This window comes from Nocardia sp. NPDC059177, from assembly GCF_042755165.1.
Lineage (GTDB): Bacteria > Actinomycetota > Actinomycetes > Mycobacteriales > Mycobacteriaceae > Nocardia.
The window spans coordinates 116,478-134,536 of record NZ_JBHZBX010000002.1 but is presented as its reverse complement, the minus strand read 5'-3'; the positions used below and the strand labels follow the sequence as shown (position 1 = coordinate 134,536).

General features: G+C 68.3%; 18 protein-coding genes and 1 tRNA gene. 12 read left to right on the top strand and 7 right to left on the bottom strand.

Annotated features, from left to right (window positions below; genetic code table 11):
* Window positions 1-352 precede the first annotated feature (352 nt).
* Complete coding sequence (locus ACFXK0_RS03795) at window positions 353-991, top strand: methyltransferase domain-containing protein (protein ID WP_379408189.1); 639 nt, start codon at window positions 353-355, stop codon at window positions 989-991.
* A gap of 54 nt (window positions 992-1,045) precedes the next feature.
* Here the strand turns inward: ACFXK0_RS03795 and ACFXK0_RS03790 are convergent.
* Window positions 1,046-1,131: transfer RNA gene (locus ACFXK0_RS03790), tRNA-Leu, on the bottom strand.
* A gap of 218 nt (window positions 1,132-1,349) precedes the next feature.
* On the opposite strand from ACFXK0_RS03790, the gene ACFXK0_RS03785 reads away from it, so the two are divergent.
* From ACFXK0_RS03785 to ACFXK0_RS03750, 8 genes are all read left to right on the top strand, one after another.
* On the top strand, window positions 1,350-2,777 hold the full coding sequence (locus ACFXK0_RS03785) for a DUF3662 and FHA domain-containing protein (RefSeq protein WP_379408188.1): 1,428 nt from the start codon (window positions 1,350-1,352) through the stop codon (window positions 2,775-2,777).
* Between the two features lie 168 nt (window positions 2,778-2,945).
* Window positions 2,946-3,413 carry an FHA domain-containing protein gene (locus tag ACFXK0_RS03780; protein ID WP_110037970.1) on the top strand — a complete coding sequence of 156 codons (468 nt, stop codon included), beginning with the start codon at window positions 2,946-2,948 and terminating at the stop codon, window positions 3,411-3,413.
* Window positions 3,410-4,861 (top strand): PP2C family protein-serine/threonine phosphatase, encoded by a 1,452-nt coding sequence (locus tag ACFXK0_RS03775; RefSeq protein WP_379408187.1) that lies wholly within the window; start codon window positions 3,410-3,412, stop codon window positions 4,859-4,861. The genes ACFXK0_RS03780 and ACFXK0_RS03775 overlap by 4 nt, the downstream gene beginning before the upstream one ends.
* Window positions 4,861-6,333, top strand: a complete 1,473-nt coding sequence (locus ACFXK0_RS03770; protein ID WP_379408186.1) for an FtsW/RodA/SpoVE family cell cycle protein — start codon at window positions 4,861-4,863, stop codon at window positions 6,331-6,333. Before ACFXK0_RS03775 ends, ACFXK0_RS03770 begins: the two co-directional genes overlap by 1 nt.
* A complete protein-coding gene (locus tag ACFXK0_RS03765) occupies window positions 6,330-7,796 on the top strand; it encodes a peptidoglycan D,D-transpeptidase FtsI family protein (protein ID WP_379408185.1) in 1,467 nt (488 codons plus the stop codon). The genes ACFXK0_RS03770 and ACFXK0_RS03765 overlap by 4 nt, the downstream gene beginning before the upstream one ends.
* Before the next feature lie 37 nt (window positions 7,797-7,833).
* On the top strand, window positions 7,834-9,342 hold the full coding sequence (locus ACFXK0_RS03760) for a protein kinase (protein ID WP_379408184.1): 1,509 nt from the start codon (window positions 7,834-7,836) through the stop codon (window positions 9,340-9,342).
* A complete protein-coding gene (gene pknB, locus ACFXK0_RS03755; RefSeq protein WP_379408183.1) occupies window positions 9,339-11,243 on the top strand; it encodes a Stk1 family PASTA domain-containing Ser/Thr kinase in 1,905 nt (634 codons plus the stop codon). Before ACFXK0_RS03760 ends, pknB begins: the two co-directional genes overlap by 4 nt.
* A gap of 102 nt (window positions 11,244-11,345) precedes the next feature.
* Window positions 11,346-11,765 carry a CBS domain-containing protein gene (locus tag ACFXK0_RS03750; protein WP_379408182.1) on the top strand — a complete coding sequence of 140 codons (420 nt, stop codon included), beginning with the start codon at window positions 11,346-11,348 and terminating at the stop codon, window positions 11,763-11,765.
* Window positions 11,766-11,768: 3 nt separating this feature from the next.
* On the opposite strand, the gene ACFXK0_RS03745 is transcribed toward ACFXK0_RS03750, so the two are convergent.
* The 3 genes from ACFXK0_RS03745 to ACFXK0_RS03735 all read right to left on the bottom strand — a co-directional run bounded on the left by ACFXK0_RS03745 (window position 11,769) and on the right by ACFXK0_RS03735 (window position 13,824).
* Window positions 11,769-12,236, bottom strand: a complete 468-nt coding sequence (locus ACFXK0_RS03745) for a deaminase (RefSeq protein WP_379408181.1) — start codon at window positions 12,234-12,236, stop codon at window positions 11,769-11,771.
* 143 nt (window positions 12,237-12,379) lie between these two features.
* Complete coding sequence (locus tag ACFXK0_RS03740) at window positions 12,380-13,069, bottom strand: RibD family protein (protein WP_379408180.1); 690 nt, start codon at window positions 13,067-13,069, stop codon at window positions 12,380-12,382.
* A 92-nt stretch (window positions 13,070-13,161) separates the two neighbouring features.
* Window positions 13,162-13,824, bottom strand: a complete 663-nt coding sequence (locus tag ACFXK0_RS03735) for an aminodeoxychorismate/anthranilate synthase component II (protein WP_379408179.1) — start codon at window positions 13,822-13,824, stop codon at window positions 13,162-13,164.
* A gap of 93 nt (window positions 13,825-13,917) precedes the next feature.
* Here ACFXK0_RS03735 and crgA point away from each other — a divergent pair, with 93 nt between their 5' ends.
* Both crgA and ACFXK0_RS03725 read left to right on the top strand, forming a co-directional pair.
* Window positions 13,918-14,184 (top strand): cell division protein CrgA, encoded by a 267-nt coding sequence (gene crgA / locus ACFXK0_RS03730; protein ID WP_379408178.1) that lies wholly within the window; start codon window positions 13,918-13,920, stop codon window positions 14,182-14,184.
* Between the two features lie 94 nt (window positions 14,185-14,278).
* Entirely contained in the window at window positions 14,279-14,734 is a 456-nt protein-coding gene (locus ACFXK0_RS03725) for a PH domain-containing protein (protein WP_379408177.1), read from the top strand.
* 194 nt (window positions 14,735-14,928) lie between these two features.
* Here the strand turns inward: ACFXK0_RS03725 and ACFXK0_RS03720 are convergent, their stop codons facing one another.
* Window positions 14,929-15,459, bottom strand: coding sequence for a peptidylprolyl isomerase (locus ACFXK0_RS03720; RefSeq protein WP_379408176.1), 531 nt, complete (start codon window positions 15,457-15,459; stop codon window positions 14,929-14,931).
* Between the two features lie 68 nt (window positions 15,460-15,527).
* On the opposite strand from ACFXK0_RS03720, the gene ACFXK0_RS03715 reads away from it, so the two are divergent.
* Entirely contained in the window at window positions 15,528-15,701 is a 174-nt protein-coding gene (locus ACFXK0_RS03715) for a hypothetical protein (RefSeq protein ID WP_379408175.1), read from the top strand.
* A gap of 4 nt (window positions 15,702-15,705) precedes the next feature.
* Here ACFXK0_RS03715 and ACFXK0_RS03710 read toward each other — a convergent pair whose 3' ends face one another.
* Window positions 15,706-16,500, bottom strand: coding sequence for an ABC transporter permease (locus ACFXK0_RS03710; protein WP_379408469.1), 795 nt, complete (start codon window positions 16,498-16,500; stop codon window positions 15,706-15,708).
* Between the two features lie 56 nt (window positions 16,501-16,556).
* Complete coding sequence (locus tag ACFXK0_RS03705) at window positions 16,557-17,558, bottom strand: ATP-binding cassette domain-containing protein (RefSeq protein WP_379408174.1); 1,002 nt, start codon at window positions 17,556-17,558, stop codon at window positions 16,557-16,559.
* Window positions 17,559-18,059 lie beyond the last annotated feature (501 nt).

The following is an 18,059-nucleotide window of genomic DNA, read 5'->3' as shown; positions in this document are numbered from 1 at the left end:
GCGTCATCGGTTTCTGCGACGGAGTTGCCCGGATCACCCGCGGCCGCCCGGCATAGCCGATCACCTGCGGGTTCGGCAACGGAATTACGGTTTGCCCGATCCAGAGAGCGATAAAAGAGACTTCAAGTTTGTTTACAGCGCTGCAAACATGATCGAAGATCAGCAATCGAGGCGGAACTCCTCTTAGACGCCTCTAACTGAACAAATGACCGGTTGCGAACAGTCCGCCGAACGTCCGGAAATCAGCCGGGGAACACCCGGATTACAGCCCTGATCCGGCCCCTGTGATCTTCGCCTCACCAGGGCGGATCAACACTCTCCGGCGCGGTCACCGGCCCCCTACGATGAGCGCATGACCGGGGTCAAGGATCGCCTGCTCACGACCATCGCCGCCCAGCTCGGTAATCCGCACGGCGTGCTCGGCAAGGGGGTCGCCTTCTTCCTCAACCGTGGGAACAAGCGCGCCATCGCCGCCGCGATCGCCGCGGCCGGGCCGGAACCCGGCGCGACGGTCGCCGATATCGGTTTCGGTGGCGGCGTGGGACTCGGCCTGCTGCTGGACCGGGTCGGCTCCGCCGGCGTGGTGCACGGCATCGAGCCGTCGCCGGACATGCGCACCAGCGCGCACGCCCACTTCACCGCCGAGACGACGGCGGGCCGGCTCGTGCTCGCCGACGGTTCCCTGACCGCGCTGCCGCTGCCCGATGGGAGCCTCGACGCGGCAATCACCGTCAACACCATCTACTTCCTGGCCGACCTGCCCGCCGCCTGCGCCGAACTCGCGCGGGTGTTGCGCCCCGGCGGTACCGCGGTGATCGGCATCGGCGATCCCGAGGCGATGGCCAAGATGCCTTTCACCCCATACGGTTTCACGCTTCGTCCGGTGGCCGAGGTGGTCGCCGCGCTCACCGCGGCCGGCCTGCGCGTCGAGCAACGTTCGCTGCCGAACCCCCCGATTCCGCATCACCTGCTGATCGCCCGGAAGAACTGACCAGCACCCCGGAAACGACTAGAGGCCCGATCCGGATGGATCGAGCCTCTGGCCTGGTGGGCGAAGGGGGACTTGAACCCCCACGTCCTTACGGACACTGGCACCTGAAGCCAGCGCGTCTGCCATTCCGCCACTCGCCCGAGCGACTCGAAAAATCTAACATGCCCGGCGGGAGAAAATAAAATCGCGTCCCTGACCTGCGGTGATGGGATCGGTTTCGGCGCGGGAACCGGGGCGGTTCGCCGGGAGTTACAGGGGTGGAGGATCGTGGATATCATGCAAGGAACGTGGTCGCGTCCGGACACGCCGTAACCAGCGTGTCCACCGGCTGGATACGTGCACCGAAGGGAGGGCTGTGATGGGCATCGTGTCGAGATTCGAGCGTCGCCTGCAGGGCGCCGTCGGTGATGTGTTCGCGCGCGTGTTCGGCGGCAGCGTCGTCCCGCAGGAAGTCGAGGCCGCGCTACAGCGCGAAGCCGCCGATCACATCCAGGATCTGGGCGGTGGGCATCAGCTCGCGCCCAACAATTATGTGATCACGATCAACTCTTCCGATCACGGCAAGCTCGACGCCGATCACGACCTCACCACCAAGGCGTTCGCCAAACATCTGCAGGATTACATCCGCGAGCAGGGCTGGCAGACCTACGGCGAAGTACACGTGGCGTTCGAGGCATCACCTACGCTGCACACCGGACAGTTCAGAGCGAGCGGCCACGTCGACCCCGACGCTGGTCGCGGGACCGCCCCACCTCGCCCCGGACAGCCACAACGACCCGCACACCCGCAACCAGGAGCTGGCCCCATGACGCACAACTCAGGCTACGAGCCGAGCCGAGAGCCCGCGGAGTCCGATCCACGCAATCGCGGGTACGCGCCGCCACCCGCCGGCCGCGGGGCAGCTCCGGGGGGCGCCTACCCCGACGAATACGGTCAAGGCGGCGGTGGTTACGCCGCGCCCGACGCCCAGCAGGGCTACGGCGACGCCGCGTACGGCCAGCAGGGCGGCGAGTACCAGAACGGCTACGACCAGCAGGGCGGATACGGTCAGCAGGGCGGCTACGGCGGCCAGCAGGGCTACGCCGAACCGGGCTACGACCAGCAGGGCGGATACGGCCAGCAGGCCTACAGTCAGCAGGGCGGCTACGGCGGCGGCCAGCAGGGTTACGCCGAACCCGGCTACGACCAGCAGGGCGGATACGGCCAGCAGCAGGGCTACGACCAGCAAGGTGGTTACGGTCAGCAGGGCGGCTACGGCGGCCAGCAGGGCTACGCCGAACCCGGCTACGACCAGCAGGGCGGCTACGGCCAGCAGCAGGGCTACGCCGATCCCGGCTACGGCCAGCAGGGTGGCTACGGCGGCCAGCAGGGCTACGCCGAACCGGCCTACGGCCAGGAGGAGCAGGGCGGCTACGGCCAGCAGGGCGGTGGCTACGGCCAGCAGCAGGCGGGGTACGGCCAGCAGGGCGGCGCGGGCTACGGCGCCCCCGCCCAGTCGAGCTACTCGGCCACCCTGCAGCTCGACGACGGCAGCGGCCGCACCTACCAGCTGCGCGAGGGTTCCAACATCATCGGCCGCGGCCAGGACGCCCACTTCCGGCTGCCCGACACGGGGGTGTCGCGCCGCCACATCGAGGTGCGCTGGGACGGCCAGACGGCCATGCTCTCCGACCTCGGTTCCACCAATGGCACGCTGGTCAACGGCTCGCCGGTGCAGGATTGGCAGCTCGCCGACGGCGACGTCATCCGGGCCGGACATTCCGAGATCCTGATCCGGATCGTCTGATCCCGTAAGCTGCGCGGTGCACGTCACGAGTCGGCGCCGTCGGCCCTATGATGCTGCCATTACACGCACGGCCCCGACCTCGGGGCCCGCAAGCCAGCGCGCTGGTGGGGGTGGTTCGCCCCGCACCTGGCGTACCGACGTACCCGGGCGAACAGGAGGTGGAACGCCGTGCAGGGATTGATCCTGCAATTGACCCGCGCGGGGTTCCTGCTGCTGCTCTGGTTGTTCGTCTGGGCCGTTCTGCGGACCTTGCGCAGCGATATCTACGCGGCATCCGGCATCCGGATACAGCCCAGGGCCGCCCGCGGTTCCACGGTGCTGCCTTCCTTCAGCCGAGGCCAGAAGGGCGCCAAGTATCTAGTGGTGACTCATGGTTCACTCGCCGGCACTCGAATCACCCTCGGCACGCAGCCGGTCCTGATCGGCCGCGCCGACGATTCGACGCTGGTACTCACCGACGACTATGCCTCGACCAGGCACGCGCGACTCTCTCAGCGTGGTGACGACTGGTACGTGGAGGACCTCGGCTCCACCAACGGCACTTATCTAGACCGCGCGAAAGTCACCACCGCCGTCCGTGTTCCGCTCGGTACTCCTGTCCGGGTCGGCAAAACAGTGATCGAGCTGCGATCGTGACACTTGTTCTGCGCTATACAGCGCGAAGCGACCGCGGACTCGTCCGGGGCAACAATGAGGATTCGGTCTACGCGGGCGCTCGCCTGCTGGCATTGGCCGACGGCATGGGTGGCCACGCCGCCGGTGAAGTCGCCTCCCAGTTGATGATCGCCGCGCTGGCGCATCTCGACGACGACGAGCCGGGCCAGGACATCCTCGGCAAGCTCGATCGCGCCACCCGCTCCGGCAACGCCGCCATCGCCGATCATGTCGAGGCCGAACCCGAACTCGACGGCATGGGCACCACCCTGACCGCCATCCTGTTCGCCGGCGGCAAGCTCGGCATGGTGCACATCGGCGACTCGCGCGCCTACATGCTGCGCGACGGCGAACTCAGCCAGATCACCCGCGACGACACCTTCGTGCAGTCGCTGGTCGACGAGGGCCGGATCACCCCCGAGCAGGCGCACACCCATCCGCAGCGGTCGCTGATCATGCGCGCCCTCACCGGCAACGAGATCGAGCCGACGCTGATCATGCGTGAGGCCCGCGCCGGTGACCGGTATCTGCTGTGCTCGGACGGGCTGTCCGATGTGGTCAGCGACGAGACCATCGGCAACACCATGCGTGAGGGCAGCACCGACGAGTGCGCCGACCGGCTCATCGAGCTGGCGCTGCGTAGCGGTGGCCCCGACAACGTCACCGTCGTCGTCGCCGATGTGATCGACCTCGACTACGGGCAGAGTCATCCGATCGTCGCCGGGGCCGCCTCCACCGAGGAGGAGGAAGACACCCCGCCGCCGAACACCGCGGCCGGTCGCGCCGCCGCCATGCGCCCGCCGCGCGCGCAACCGCGCCGCGCCGCCGCCGCGCCACCGCCGCCGGAGACCAAGTCGCACAAGCTGCGCTGGCTGCTGCTGTCGGTGGCGTTGATCGCCGCGGTCGCGGTGGGACTCGTGGTGGGCTACAAGATGATCCGCAGCAACTACTACGTGGGCGCCGACCACGATCAGGTGGTCGTGATGCGCGGGCTGCCCGGCTCGATCCTGGGCTACTCGATCCACGATGTGGAGCTCACCGGCTGCGTCAGCGGCAAGGGTGAGCTCACCCTTGTCGACGCGGGCGCCGAGCCGCCGAGCGGGTGCAAGCCGCTGATGGTCAGCGATCTCAAGCAGACCGGCCGCGATCAGGTGCAGAAGGGCCTGCCGCCGGATTCGCTGGACAAGGCGCGCGACAGCATGAAGGTGCTGGCGGCCAAGGAACTGCTGCCGCCGTGCCCGAAGAAGGAATCGGTGCCCCAGCCCGGCGTGCTGCTGCCGACCGAGGTGCCCCCGGTGACGCCGGGCACCCCGACGCCCGGCCCCGATCAACCCGCCACCCCGACGACCACCACCGCGCCCCCGCCGACGACCACCGTCCCCCCGACAACTCCGCAGATCTCAGGGGAGAACTGCCGGGTGACGGACTGATGTCCGCACCGGCACCGCCGTCGGCTGGGGCATTCCCCAGCCCCCCTGGCGGATTCGCGCCAGCGCCACCACCGTCGACGCGGCGCAACCAGGAGTTGCTGCTGCTGGGTGGCGCCGCGGGAATCACGACGGTGTCGTTGTTCATCGTCGAGGCGAGCCAGGAGCAGTCGGTCACCTGGGACATCGCCAAGTACGGTCTGGCCTTCCTCGCCCTGTTCGGCATCGCGCATCTGGCGGTGCGGCGGTTCGCGCCGTTCGCCGATCCGCTGCTGCTACCGATCGTGGCGCTGCTCAACGGCTTGGGTCTGGTGCTGATCCATCGGCTCGACCTCGCCGACGCGCAGAAGGCGATCTACGAATCCAGCCCGATCCCCTCTCCCGACGCCAACCAGCAGATCATGTGGACCGGCCTGGGCATCGTGGTGTTCGTCAGCCTGCTCATCGTCTTGCGGGACTACCGCACGCTGGCGCGCTATACCTACACCCTAGGCCTGGTCGGGCTGGTCGCGCTGGCGATTCCGGCACTGCTGCCCAGCCGGTTCTCCGAAGTCAACGGCGCCAAGATCTGGATCCGGCTGCCCGGATTCAGTGTGCAGCCGGGCGAATTCGCGAAGATCCTGCTGATCGTGTTCTTCGCCGGTGTGCTGGTGGCCAAGCGTGACCTGTTCACCGCGGCGGGCAAGCACTTCCTCGGCATGGAGTTCCCGCGCCCACGCGATATGGGCCCGGTGCTGATCGTGTGGGTCGTCTGCATCGGTGTGCTGGTGCTGGAGAAGGACCTCGGCACCTCGCTGCTCATCTTCGGCACGGTGCTGGTGATGATCTACATCGCCACCGAACGGGTGGGCTGGCTGATCATCGGCGGCGGCCTGCTCGCGCTGGGTTTCGTGTTCGCCTATCAGCTGTTCGGGCACGTGCGCGTGCGCGTCGACACCTGGCTGCACCCGTTCGACGACTACCACAACACCGGCTATCAGATCTCGCAGTCGATGTTCGGCTTCGCCACCGGCGGGCTGGCGGGTACCGGTCTGGGCAGCGGACGGCCCGATCAGGTGCCCTTCGCCAAGACCGACTTCATCGTCACCACCATCGGCGAAGAACTCGGGCTGATCGGCCTGACCGCGGTGCTGATGCTGTTCCTGATCTTCATCGTGCGCGGCCTGCGCACCGCGCTGGCCGTGCGGGACAGCTTCGGCAAGCTGCTGGCGGCCGGCCTGTCGTTCACGATCGCGATCCAGATCTTCGTCGTGGTCGGCGGTGTCACCAAGCTGATCCCGCTCACCGGCCTCACCACCCCCTTCATCTCCTACGGCGGTTCGTCGCTGCTGGCGAACTACGCGCTGCTCGGGCTGCTGATCAAGATCTCCGATTCCGCTCGCGCGCCGGCGCCGGTCCGCAAGCGCGCGCCCGCGCCGATCGCCGACGCGGCCACCGAAATGATCAAACGGCCGGAAGGCAGGGCCAGCGAATGAACACTCCGCTTCGCCGGGTCGCCGTCGCCGTGATGGTGATGGTGGTCGCGTTGCTCGTCAACGCCACCTACCTGCAGGTGGTCAAGGCCGACGATCTGCGCAGCGATCCCCGCAACTCCCGGGTGCTGCTCGACGAGTACTCGCGCCAGCGCGGTCAGATCTCCGCGGGCGGCTCGGTGCTGGCCGGCTCGGTCGCCACCGACGATCGGTACAAGTACCAGCGCCAGTACCCGTCACTGCCGGAGGCGTACGCGCCGGTCACCGGCTTCTACTCGATGCAGTACGGCAAGACCGGGCTGGAACTGGCCGAGGACCCGCTGCTGTCGGGCAACGACTCGAGCCTGTTCGGCACCCGCCTTGTCGACATGTTCTCCGGGCGCGACCCGCGCGGCGGCAATGTGCTGACCACGCTGAATCCGCTGATGCAGCAGGTCGCCTACGAGCAGATGACGTCCAAGGGCTACACCGGCGCGGTCGTCGCGATCGAGCCGAGCACCGGCAAGATCCTGACCATGGTGTCCACCCCGAGCTACGACCCCAACCGGCTCTCCGGCCACGACGGCGCGGCCGGGCGGGCGGCCTGGGAGGAGCTGAGCACCGACGAGAGCCAGCCGATGCTCAATCGCGCCGTCTCGCAGACCTACCCGCCGGGGTCGACGTTCAAGACCATCGTCACCGCGGCCGCGCTGTCCAACGGGATCGCGACCCCGGACGACCAGTTCACCGCCGCGCCGCGGATCACCCTGCCCGGCACCAGCACCACGCTGGAGAACTACAACGGCACCACCTGCGGTGACCAGCCGACCGCCAGCCTGTACGAGGCGTTCCGGCGCTCCTGCAACACCGCGTTCGTCGAACTGGGTGTGAAGGTCGGCGCGAGCAAGCTCAAGGACGAGGCCGCCGCGTTCGGCATCGGCCCGCACCGTGGCGTCCCGATCCCGGTCGCCGAATCGACCGTCGGCTCGATCCCGGACAACGCCGCCCTCGGCCAGTCCAGCATCGGCCAGCGCGATGTCGCGGTGACCCCGCTCGATGTCGCGGTGATCGCGGCGACCATCGCCAACGGCGGTACCCGGATGCAGCCGTACCTGGTCGATTCCACCCAGGCGCCCGATCTGTCCGAGCTGAGCACGACCGAACCGGTCTCGGTCGGACAAGCCGTGACCGGGCCGGTAGCGTCGACACTGAAGGACCTGATGATCGCCTCGGAGAGCAATACCGTAGGCGGCGGCCGATCGGCGTACCAGATCGCGTCCAAGACCGGTACGGCCGAACACGGCAGCAATCCCCGTAATACCCCGCCACACGCCTGGTATATGGCCTTTGCGCCCGCGCAGAACCCGAAGATCGCCATCGCGGTGATCGTCGAGAACGGCGGCGACCGGGCGCTGGCGGCGACCGGCGGCTCGGTGGCCGCTCCGATCGCCAGGTCGGTACTGGACGCGGGCCTGGCAGGGGGCTGAACGAAATGAGTGTGCGAGTGACAACACGGGGGCCCCGATGCTGAACAACGGCGCCATGATCGCTGACCGCTACCGCCTGCAACGGCTCATCGCCACCGGCGGCATGGGTCAGGTGTGGGAAGCGATGGACACCCGGCTCGACCGCCGGGTGGCGGTCAAGGTCCTCAAGACCGAGTTCTCCGCCGACCCGACCTTCCGTCAGCGGTTCCGGGTCGAGGCGCGCACCACCGCCCAGCTCAACGCCCCCGGCATCGCGGGCATCTACGACTACGGCGAGACCACCGACCCCTCCGGTGGCGAGACCGCGTACCTGGTGATGGAGCTGGTCCAGGGCGAGCCGCTCAACGCGGTGCTCAACCGGATGGGCCGGCTCTCGGTCGTGCAGGGTCTGGACATGCTCGAGCAGACCGGTCGCGCACTCGAGGTCGCGCACGCGGCGGGCGTGGTGCACCGTGACGTCAAGCCGGGCAATATCCTCGTCACCCCGACCGGTCAGGTGAAGATCACCGACTTCGGCATCGCCAAGGCGGTCGACGCCTCGCCGGTGACCAAGACCGGCATGGTGATGGGCACCGCCCAGTACATCGCGCCCGAACAGGCCGTCGGCGAGGACGCCACCGCGGCCAGCGATGTGTACTCCCTCGGCATCGTCGGCTACGAGGCCCTGGCCGGCATGCGCCCGTTCACCGGTGAGGGCGCGATCACCGTCGCGATGAAGCACGTGCGCGACGCGCCGCCGCCGATGCCGGCCGATCTGCCGTCGAACGTGCACGAACTCATCGCGATCACCATGGCCAAGGACCCCGCGCAGCGCTACAGCAGCGGCGGCGAGTTCGCCGACGCCGTGGCCGCGGTGCGCGCCGGGCACATGCCGCCCCCGCCCAGTGGTTACGGCCAGCCGATGACCGGCGCGACCCGGGTGCTGCCGCCCGGCCCCACCATGGCCATTCCGGCCGGCGGAGCCGATTACGACGGCGCGACCATGCGCTTCGGCAACCAGCCGGGCACCCCGCCCGGCGGTTACGGTGGCCCGCCCACCCAGGCGGCCGCGCCCGCCGCCGTGGAGCCGGCGAACAACAGCAAGAACAACCAGAAGTGGCTGATCGCCCTCGGCGTCGGCGCGTTGCTGCTCGGCGGCGGCGTGGTGTGGTTGCTGTTCGGCGGCGAGCCGAACCGTGGCAGCACCACGACCACCACCACGGTGCAGACCACCCAGCCGCTGCCGCCGCCGGTGACCACCAGATCGGCGCCGCCGGTGATCGAGCCGCCGTCGGAGGCGCCGACCACCACCCGGACACCGGAACCGACCACCACCACCGAGGCGCCGACGACCACGCCGGAACCGACCACCACCACGTCGGTACCGCCGACGACGACCACCACGAAGACGACCACCACCACCAAACCGACCACCACCAAACCGACGACGACCAAACCCGAGGGTGGCACCACCACTGTGCGCGGGCCGCGCCTGCCCACGTTCGACCTGCCGTTCCCGGATGGCGATGACGGCAATGTCGTCGAACCGAACAGAGGACGGCCATGACCACCCCGAAGAATCTCTCCTCGCGGTACGAGCTGGGCGAGATCATCGGGTTCGGCGGCATGTCGGAGGTGCACAAGGCCAGCGACGTGCGCCTCTCGCGCGATGTCGCGATCAAGGTGCTGCGGGCCGACCTGGCCCGCGATCCTACGTTCTACCTGCGCTTCAAGCGCGAAGCGCAGAACGCGGCGGCGCTGAATCATCCGGCGATCGTCGCCGTCTACGACACCGGTGAGGCCACCGTCGACGGCGGCCCGCTGCCCTACATCGTGATGGAGTACGTCGAGGGCGACACCCTGCGCGACATCGTGCGCGGCAAGGGCCCGCTCGCGCCGCGCAAGGCGATGGAGGTCGTCGCCGACGTGTGCGCCGCGCTCGATTTCAGCCACAAGGCCGGGATCGTGCACCGCGACATGAAGCCGGCCAACATCATGATCAACCGCGCCGGCGCGGTGAAGGTGATGGACTTCGGCATCGCGCGCGCGATGGCCGACAGCTCCAACCCGATGACCCAGACCGCCGCGGTGATCGGCACCGCGCAGTACCTCTCGCCCGAGCAGGCGCGCGGTGAGACCGTGGACGCGCGCTCGGATGTGTACTCGGTGGGCTGTGTGCTCTTCGAGATCCTCACCGGGCAGCCGCCGTTCATCGGTGACTCGCCGCTCGCGGTGGCGTATCAGCACGTCAAGGAGGACCCGCCGCTGCCGTCGTCGGTGAATCCCGGCGTGCCGCGCGAACTCGACTCGGTGATCCTCAAGGCGATGGCCAAGAACCCGGCCAACCGCTACCAGACGGCCGCGGAGATGCGCGCCGATCTGATCCGGGTGCTCGGCGGGCAGAAGCCGAGCGCGCCGATGGTGATGAACGACGAAGATCGCACCACCATCATGGATTACGAGGACGAGCCCGCCCCGCGCAGCTTCCGTGATCGCCGCGACGACACCTCCGAGCAGGCCGCGGTCGGCCCGCCCGCCGAGGGGCGCAACCGCACCGGTCTGCTGGCGCTCGGCGTGGCCGCGGCGCTGGCGGTGGCGTTCGGCCTGTTCTGGGTGCTGCTCGGGCCGGGCAGCAAGCCCGACCAGGTCGCGGTGCCCGATGTGTCGGGCCAGTCCAAGCAGCAGGCGCAGACAGCGCTGGTCAAAGCTGGTTTCCAGGTGGCGACCGAGGACAAGCCGGACAGCCGGGTGATGCCGGGCAATGTCATCGCGACCCAGCCGCTGGGTGGTTCACGCATCGACGAGGGCAGCACCGTCACGGTGCAGGTCTCGACCGGTCCGGCGCAGGTCCAGGTGCCCAAGGTCGAGGGCATGTCGCAGGCCGACGCCGAGCAGGCGCTCAACGCGATCGGCCTGAGCATCGACCCGCAGGTGCGCAAGAAAGCCTCCAGCATCGCCGAGACCGACAAGGTCGTCGAGACCGAGCCGCGGCTCGGCACCTGGGTGAGCATCGATCTGCCGATCACCTTGATCATCGGCAGCGGTCCCGAGCAGGTCAGGGTGCCCGACGTGGTCGGCCAGGACATCTCGGTCGCGCAGCCGAACCTGGTGGACGGCGCCGGTTTCAAGGTGACGATCCAGAACGTCAAGTCCGCGCAGCCCAAGGGCACGGTCCTGTCGACCAGCCCGTCCGGCGGCAGCAATGCCGACAAGGGCTCGACGATCACCGTCCAGGTCTCCGACGGCGACCGGATCGATGTCCCCGACCTGAGCGGGCTCACCCCGGTGCAGGCGCAGGAGAAGCTGCGCGCGCTGGGCTGGTCCGGTCAGCTGAGCCAGACCACGGTGATCACCCTCGACGGCAACGCCTCGGGCAAGATCGTCGGGCAGAGTCCGGCCCCGGGCGGCACCGTCACGGTCAACGGCAATGTCGTGCTGCAGGTGGGTGCGTCACCGATCCCGCGCTAGCGAGGTCTCGATTGCGTGGAGAATCTGTCTGCCGCGCCGCGGCGAGCGCAGAATGAGGCTGCTTCATCCGACCCAGCAACGCTGACTCAGGAGGGTAGCTTTATGACCACAGCCAGGGACATCATGAAGCCGGGCGCGCAGTGGATCACTCGTGGCGACACCGTGGCAACCGCGGCGGCGGCGATGGCCGATCTCGGTGTCGGCTCGCTGGTCGTCGCCGACGACAACGAGCGCATGTGCGGCATCATCACCGACCGCGACATCGTCGTGAAGTGCGTCGCGCTCGGGTTGTCCCCCGAGACCACGACCGCGGCCGAGCTCTGCGAGTCGACCCCGCGCTGGGTCAGCGCGGACGCCGATGTGGAGGAAGTGCTCGACCAGATGGAAGGGCACCGGGTCAAGCGGATGCCGGTGATCGAGGACAAGCGGCTGGTCGGGATGATCAGCGAGGCCGATCTGGCCCGCCACCTCGACGACAACCAGCTCGGCGAGTTCGTGACCGCCATCTACGGGCGGCCCTGAGCCTCAGCTCAGATCGAGGTGGGAGTTCATCGACTTGGCCGCCGCGGCCAGGTCGGTCAACTCCACCACCCGCACACCGTGCGCGCGGAGTTTGTCCACACCCTCGCAGGCCGCGACGAACAGGCTCGGTTCGCGCCAGGCGATGACCACGGTGGGGATGCCCGCGGCCAGGATCCGGTCGGTGCAGGGCGGCCGGGTCGCGGTGGCGCGCGTCGAGCACGGTTCGAGCGTGCTGTAGATCGTCGCCCTGGTCAGCCGGGGGTCGTCGGGGTCCAGCTTGTTCAGTGCCGACTCCTCGGCGTGTACCTTCTCGTCGGTCTCGCGTGAGTAGCCGGTGGCGATCTCCACCCCGTCGGCGACGATGACCGCGCCCACCGAATAGGCCGTCGAGCTGGGCGGGCATTCGCGCGCGAGGTCGATCGCCCTGTGCATGAATCGGTGGTCGGTGTCGGTCGCGTCGCCATCGCTCATTCGAAATCCCCTGGTGTCGAAGTTATCCACAGCTTTCGCCCGTTGTGGAGTCTGTCATGTTCAGGTGTGCAGCGATTTCGCGGACAATGTGTGAACAGCCACATATTCGCAGGTCGGAGCAGGTATTTCGCACACAGGGGCGGTTAGCGGATCGCGTTGTCCCCAGGGTTGACCAGGTAGTTCAGCACGGCGACATCCCCAAGTTGTTCCACACCCGTCAACAGCAGTCTGCGCTGTGCGCCACCAGGGAACAGCGCTGGGCCGACGAAGCGTGGCGCCGCCGGGTCACCGACCAGGATCGGCGCGATCGCCAGCCGGATCTCGTCCACCAGATCGGCGGCCAGGAAGCCGGTGTGCATCCCGGTACCGCCCTCGACCATCAACCTGTGGATACCGCGGGCGCCGAGATCGTCGAGGAGAGCGGGCAGCGTGGGTCGGTCACCGAGCGCGATCACCTCGGCCAGGCCGGCCAGCCGGCCACCGAGCCGCGCCGCGCTCGCAGCGCCGGTGTAGACCAGTTTCGCGCCGCCGGTGTGCCAGAACCGCAGTTCCGGATCGAGATCGCCGGACTCGGTGACGGTCACCTTCACCGGATACTCCGGCTTGCCCGCCGCCACCCGCGCGGCCCGGCGCTCGGCACTGTTCACCAGCAGGCGCGGATTGTCCGTCCGCAAGGTCTGCGCGCCCACCAGGATGGCGTCGGATTCGGCCCGCACCTGATCGACCGCGTCGAAGTCCGCGCTGTTGGACAACAGCAGCCGCTGCGCGCTCGCGTCGTCGATATAGCCGTCGAGACTGGCGGCCACCGATAGCCGCACCCGGGGCCTGCTCACTCGCTGCGCTCCTTCTCGGTGTCAGTCCAGTATCGCGGCGGCCGCTGCTCGGACATCAGCGGCCGGCGCACACGTCGCGGCCCGGTGAGCCGCTACATCGTCACCAGCGCGGCCACTTCGGCCTCGAGCGCCGAGACCAGCGCCTCGGACGGTCGTTCACCGCAGACCTCGAGCCAGTTGGCCAGCATCCGGTGCCCGCCCTGGGTGAGCACCGACTCCGGGTGGAACTGCACGCCGTGGATCGGCAGCGTGCGGTGACGCATCGCCATCACGATGCCGCTCTCGGTGTGGCCGACCACCTCGAGTTCGGCGGGCATGGTCTCCGGGAGCACGGTCAGCGAGTGGTAGCGGGTGGCGGTGAACGGGTCGGGCAGGCCGGCCAGGACGCCGGAGCCCAGGTGATAGACCGAGCTGGTCTTGCCGTGCAGCAGTTCCGGGGCCCGGTCGACGGTGCCGCCGAAGGCCTCGCCGATGGCCTGGTGCCCCAGGCACACACCGAGCAGCGGGGTGCCGTGCCCGGCGGCGGCGCGCACCAGTGGAATGCTCGCGCCCGCACGATCGGGACTGCCGGGACCGGGGCTGACCAACACGCCGTCGAACGAACCGCCTTCGTCGCCGCGGGTGAGCAGGGTGTCCAGGTCGTCGAGGCGGGGATCGTCGTTACGCCAGACCACGGCCTCGGCACCAAGCTGGCCCAGGTACTGCACCAGGTTGAACACGAAGCTGTCGTAGTTGTCGACGACCAATACACGCATGCGTCGAGGGTACGTGCCGACCCCGTAGGTCGTCGCATCCATTACCTGGTGGGATAGCCTAGAGGTTACTTATACGCCGAATTCGAGGACGTCATGCCCAAGTCCAAGGTCCGCAAGAAGGCCGATTACACCCCGAGCCCCGCCAGCCGCACGCCGGTGAAGGTGAAAGCGGTGGGTCCCTCCCCGGTCTGGTACGTCGCGATCATGCTCGGCTTCATGCTCGCCGGCCTGGCCTGGCTCATCGTCTACTACCTGGCACAGGAGCACATCGGCTGGATGTACGACCTGGGCGCCTGGAACTTCCTGGTCGGCTTCGGTCTGATGGTCATCGGCCTGATCATGACCATGCGGTGGCGCTGATCATCCCCCGCGATGTGGATTACACCTGTGTAATTCATGCACACCTGTGGATGAAGCTGTGGACAACTCGAGGAGCAAGGGGGGAACACACCGCGTGAGCGCAGGTCAATCCACCGAGGGCACCTCGTGGACCACTCCCCTGGCGGGACTGCTCGTGGTGACCGGCGGCGGCCTGGTGCTGGTGGTGGCCGCGATCCTGGCCTCCGACGGCCCCAGCCGGCTGCTCATCGGCCTGGCCGCGGTCGCCATGCTCGGCATGGCGGTACTCGGCATCCGGCAGCGACCCCGCCTGACCATGGTCCCGGGCCCCGCACCCCGCCTGGTGGTCGGCACCCTCACCGGCCCGCAGGCCTATCCGCTCGACCGGATCGACCGCATCCGGATGGTGTCCTACCGCCGCCTCGGCCGCAAGAGCGCGATGCTCGAGGTCGACGTCCGGCACAACGACACCGAGCGCCTGCTGATCTTCGGCCGCTGGGACCTCGGCACCAACCCCCACGACGTCTACGACGCCCTGGTGGTCAACGGCTTCGCGTCAGTATCGGACTAGCGCAACGTTTCACGTGAAGCATTCGCCGCTCCGCACTCCCAGCCCCGCACATCCCGACCTCGAGGAGGGATCGCCGCGCAGCGGCGGTTCGCGGCCGGGTCACCGGTCAGCCGCCGTTTCGTAGGCGACGAAGGAGCAAGAAACGGTGGCTGACCGGTGGCCCGTGGTGGCCGCGAACTCGAGCGCGCCAGCGCTCAGACAAGCACGGTGACCGAAGAGATCACCACGGGATCTTCGGGGCGATCGTTGCGGTCGGTCTTCACCTCGGCGATCGCGTCCACGACCTTGCGCGAATCCGGATCGACCACCTCGCCGAAAATGGTGTGCTTGCGGTTCAGATGCGGCTGCGCGCTGGCCGTGATGAAGAACTGCGAGCCGTTGGTGGCTGGCCCGCCGTTGGCCATCGCGACCAGATAGCCCCGGTCGAAGCGCAGGTCCGGATGGAACTCGTCACCGAACTCGTAGCCGGGCCCGCCGCGTCCGGTACCGGTCGGGTCGCCGCCCTGGATCATGAAGCCCGGCATCACCCGATGGAACAGAGCGCCATCGTAGAACGGACCCGATCCCGTACCACCGGCATTGACGGTGGTGTAGGGCGCGGTGCCGTCGACGAGACCGACGAAATTGCGCACCGTCTTGGGTGCGTGATTACCGAAGAGCGCGATCCTGATATCGCCGTGGTTGGTGTGCAGCGTCGCCACGGCCGTCTGGTTGGGTGAGGTCACGCAGTTATGGTGCCACGCAGGCGGCGTGAGGCCAGGGACCTCGCTGGAGCGTCTCGTACAGTGGTCGCATGAAGCTTCGTAACCCGCTCATCGCCTCGCTCGCGATCGCCAGCGCGGGCGCGCTGGCCTGGGTCGCCCGCAGCAAGCGTCCCCAGTTGCCCGAGCCCGCCGCCGAGCCGCCGCGCCTGGGCTATTCGCGCAACGGCTCGGCGCCCGCCGCTGCGGAGACCGGCGCGCACTGACCCGTCAGCGGCTCACCGACTTCTTGTACTGCATCTGCGCCAGCGGCACGAACACCACCAGGATCACCACGATCCAGACCAGTGAGGTGATCACCGGGTGCTGCATCGGCCAGGCCTGCGAGGGCGGTGCCAGCGGACTGGTGTTGCCGAACAGGTCACGCACCGCCTGGGTGAGCGCCGACATGGGGTTCCATTCGGCGAACACCCGCAGCGGGCCGGGCAGATCGTCCATCGGGACGAAGGCGTTGGACAAGAACGTCAGCGGGAAGATCACCATGAAGCTGGCGTTGTTGAACACCTCCGGCGCCCGGACCAGCAGCCCGACCACCGCCATCATCCAGGACAGCGCGTAGGCGAACAGCAGCATGAGCAGGTAGGCCAGCACCGCGTCGACGAACGAGCCGCGGATACGCCAGCCGACGACAAGGCCGGTCAGCGACATCACCACCAGGCTCACCACATTGATCACCACATCGCTGATCGTGCGGCCGACCAGCACCGCCGAGGGCGCCATCGGCAGCGAGCGGAACCGGTCGATGATGCCCTTCTGCATGTCCTCGGCCAGGCCGGCACCGGTGAACGAGGCGCCGAACACCACGGTCTGCACGAAGATGCCCGCGATCAGGAATTCGCGGTAGCCGCCCTCCATGCCGGGGATCTTGATCGCCGTGCCGAAGACGTAGGCGAACAGCAGCACGAACATGATCGGCGACAACGTGGTGAAGATCAGCACGTCGGGCACGCGCTTGATCTTGATGACATTGCGCTTGGCGATCGTCACGCTGTCGCTGACAACCATCCGCAGCCGCTCCCCCAACCCGGGCGCGGCGGGCTGGACGGTCTCGATCGTGGCACTCATCGGTTCTTCCCTTCCATGGCGCCCGCGGGCTCGACCTCGGCGTTACCACCGACCAGTTCCTCGGCCTCGTGTCCGGTGAGGGTGAGGAAGACATCGTCGAGCGAGGGACGGCGCAGGGCGACGTCGTTGATGGTCACCTTGTGCTCGGTGAGCCTGCCGATCGCGGTGACCAGGTCCTGGGATCCTTCGGCCACCGGGACGGTGAGCCTGCGCAGGCCGGGTTCGAGGTGGATCTCGCCGTCGGCCAGGCCGGTCAGCACCTGCTGGGCGGCGGCCAGTTCGTCGACGTGGGCGACGGTGAGTTCGATCCGGTCGCCGCCGACGAGGGCCTTGAGTTCGTCGGCGGTTCCGCGGGCGATCACCGTGCCGTGGTCGATCACCGCGATGGAGTCGGCGAGCCGGTCGGCCTCGTCCATGTACTGGGTGGTGAGCAGCAGGGTGGTGCCGCCGGCCACCAGCTCCTCGATGACGTCCCACAGGTCGAGCCGGGCACGCGGGTCGAGCCCGGTGGTCGGCTCGTCGAGGAACAGCACCGGCGGATTGGCGACCAGCGCGCCCGCGAGGTCCAGGCGCCTGCGCATGCCGCCGGAGTAGCCCTTGACCGGCCGGTCGGCGGCATCGCTGAGCCGGAACCGGTCGAGCAGTTCACGCGCGCGTTCTTTACTGCGCTGCGTGCCGAGGTGATAGAGCCTGCCGACCATCTCGAGGTTCTCGAAGCCGGTGAGGTACTCGTCGACCGCGGCGTACTGCCCGGAGGCGCCGATATGGGAGCGCAGCGCCTGTGGATTGTTGATGACATCGATCCCGGCGACGGTGGCGCGGCCTTCGTCGGGGACCAGCAGGGTGGTGAGTACGCGAACGGTCGTGGTCTTCCCCGCGCCGTTCGGGCCGAGCAGCGCGGTGACGGTACCTTCGGGCACGGACAGGTCGAGTCCGTCCAGGGCGATCAGTTGCCCGTACCGTTTGACCAGACCCTCGGCGACGATTGCGTCGGGCATGATTCTCCTGGTGTCGTAGGGGTTCGCATGCTGTTCGCCCCAGTATTGCGGTACCCACCGACAAGTCGCATCCGAAATTCCGGCGCGCCACCACGGCAGACGTACACCGATGTTCGACATGCCGAGCGCTCGCGACACGCGGCGAATCGGACTGATTTTTCCGGGGCGAAGGCCGGCTGTGCGCTACCGCGTCGCCCGGCGCGACCACCCGGCAAACAAGAACCCGTTCACCGCGTTCGGCCCGTAAAACCTTGCGTACCAGCCAATTCGGGTGCCGATAACACAATCGCAGGACGACCGGCGAAACCTACTGCCGAGTACCCAGCGCCCGTCCGGCACTCACCGCACCGGCCTGCGCCGAAAAATATCGGAAACTCCTCCGTTGCGCGTACGCGAATTCCGCACATATCGCGTAGGATCGTTCACGTCGGCCCCTCCCCCCCGGGCCGACCCTACGCGGGCCTCGGCTAACTCCCCCCCTTCGCCGAGGCCCGCTCCCCA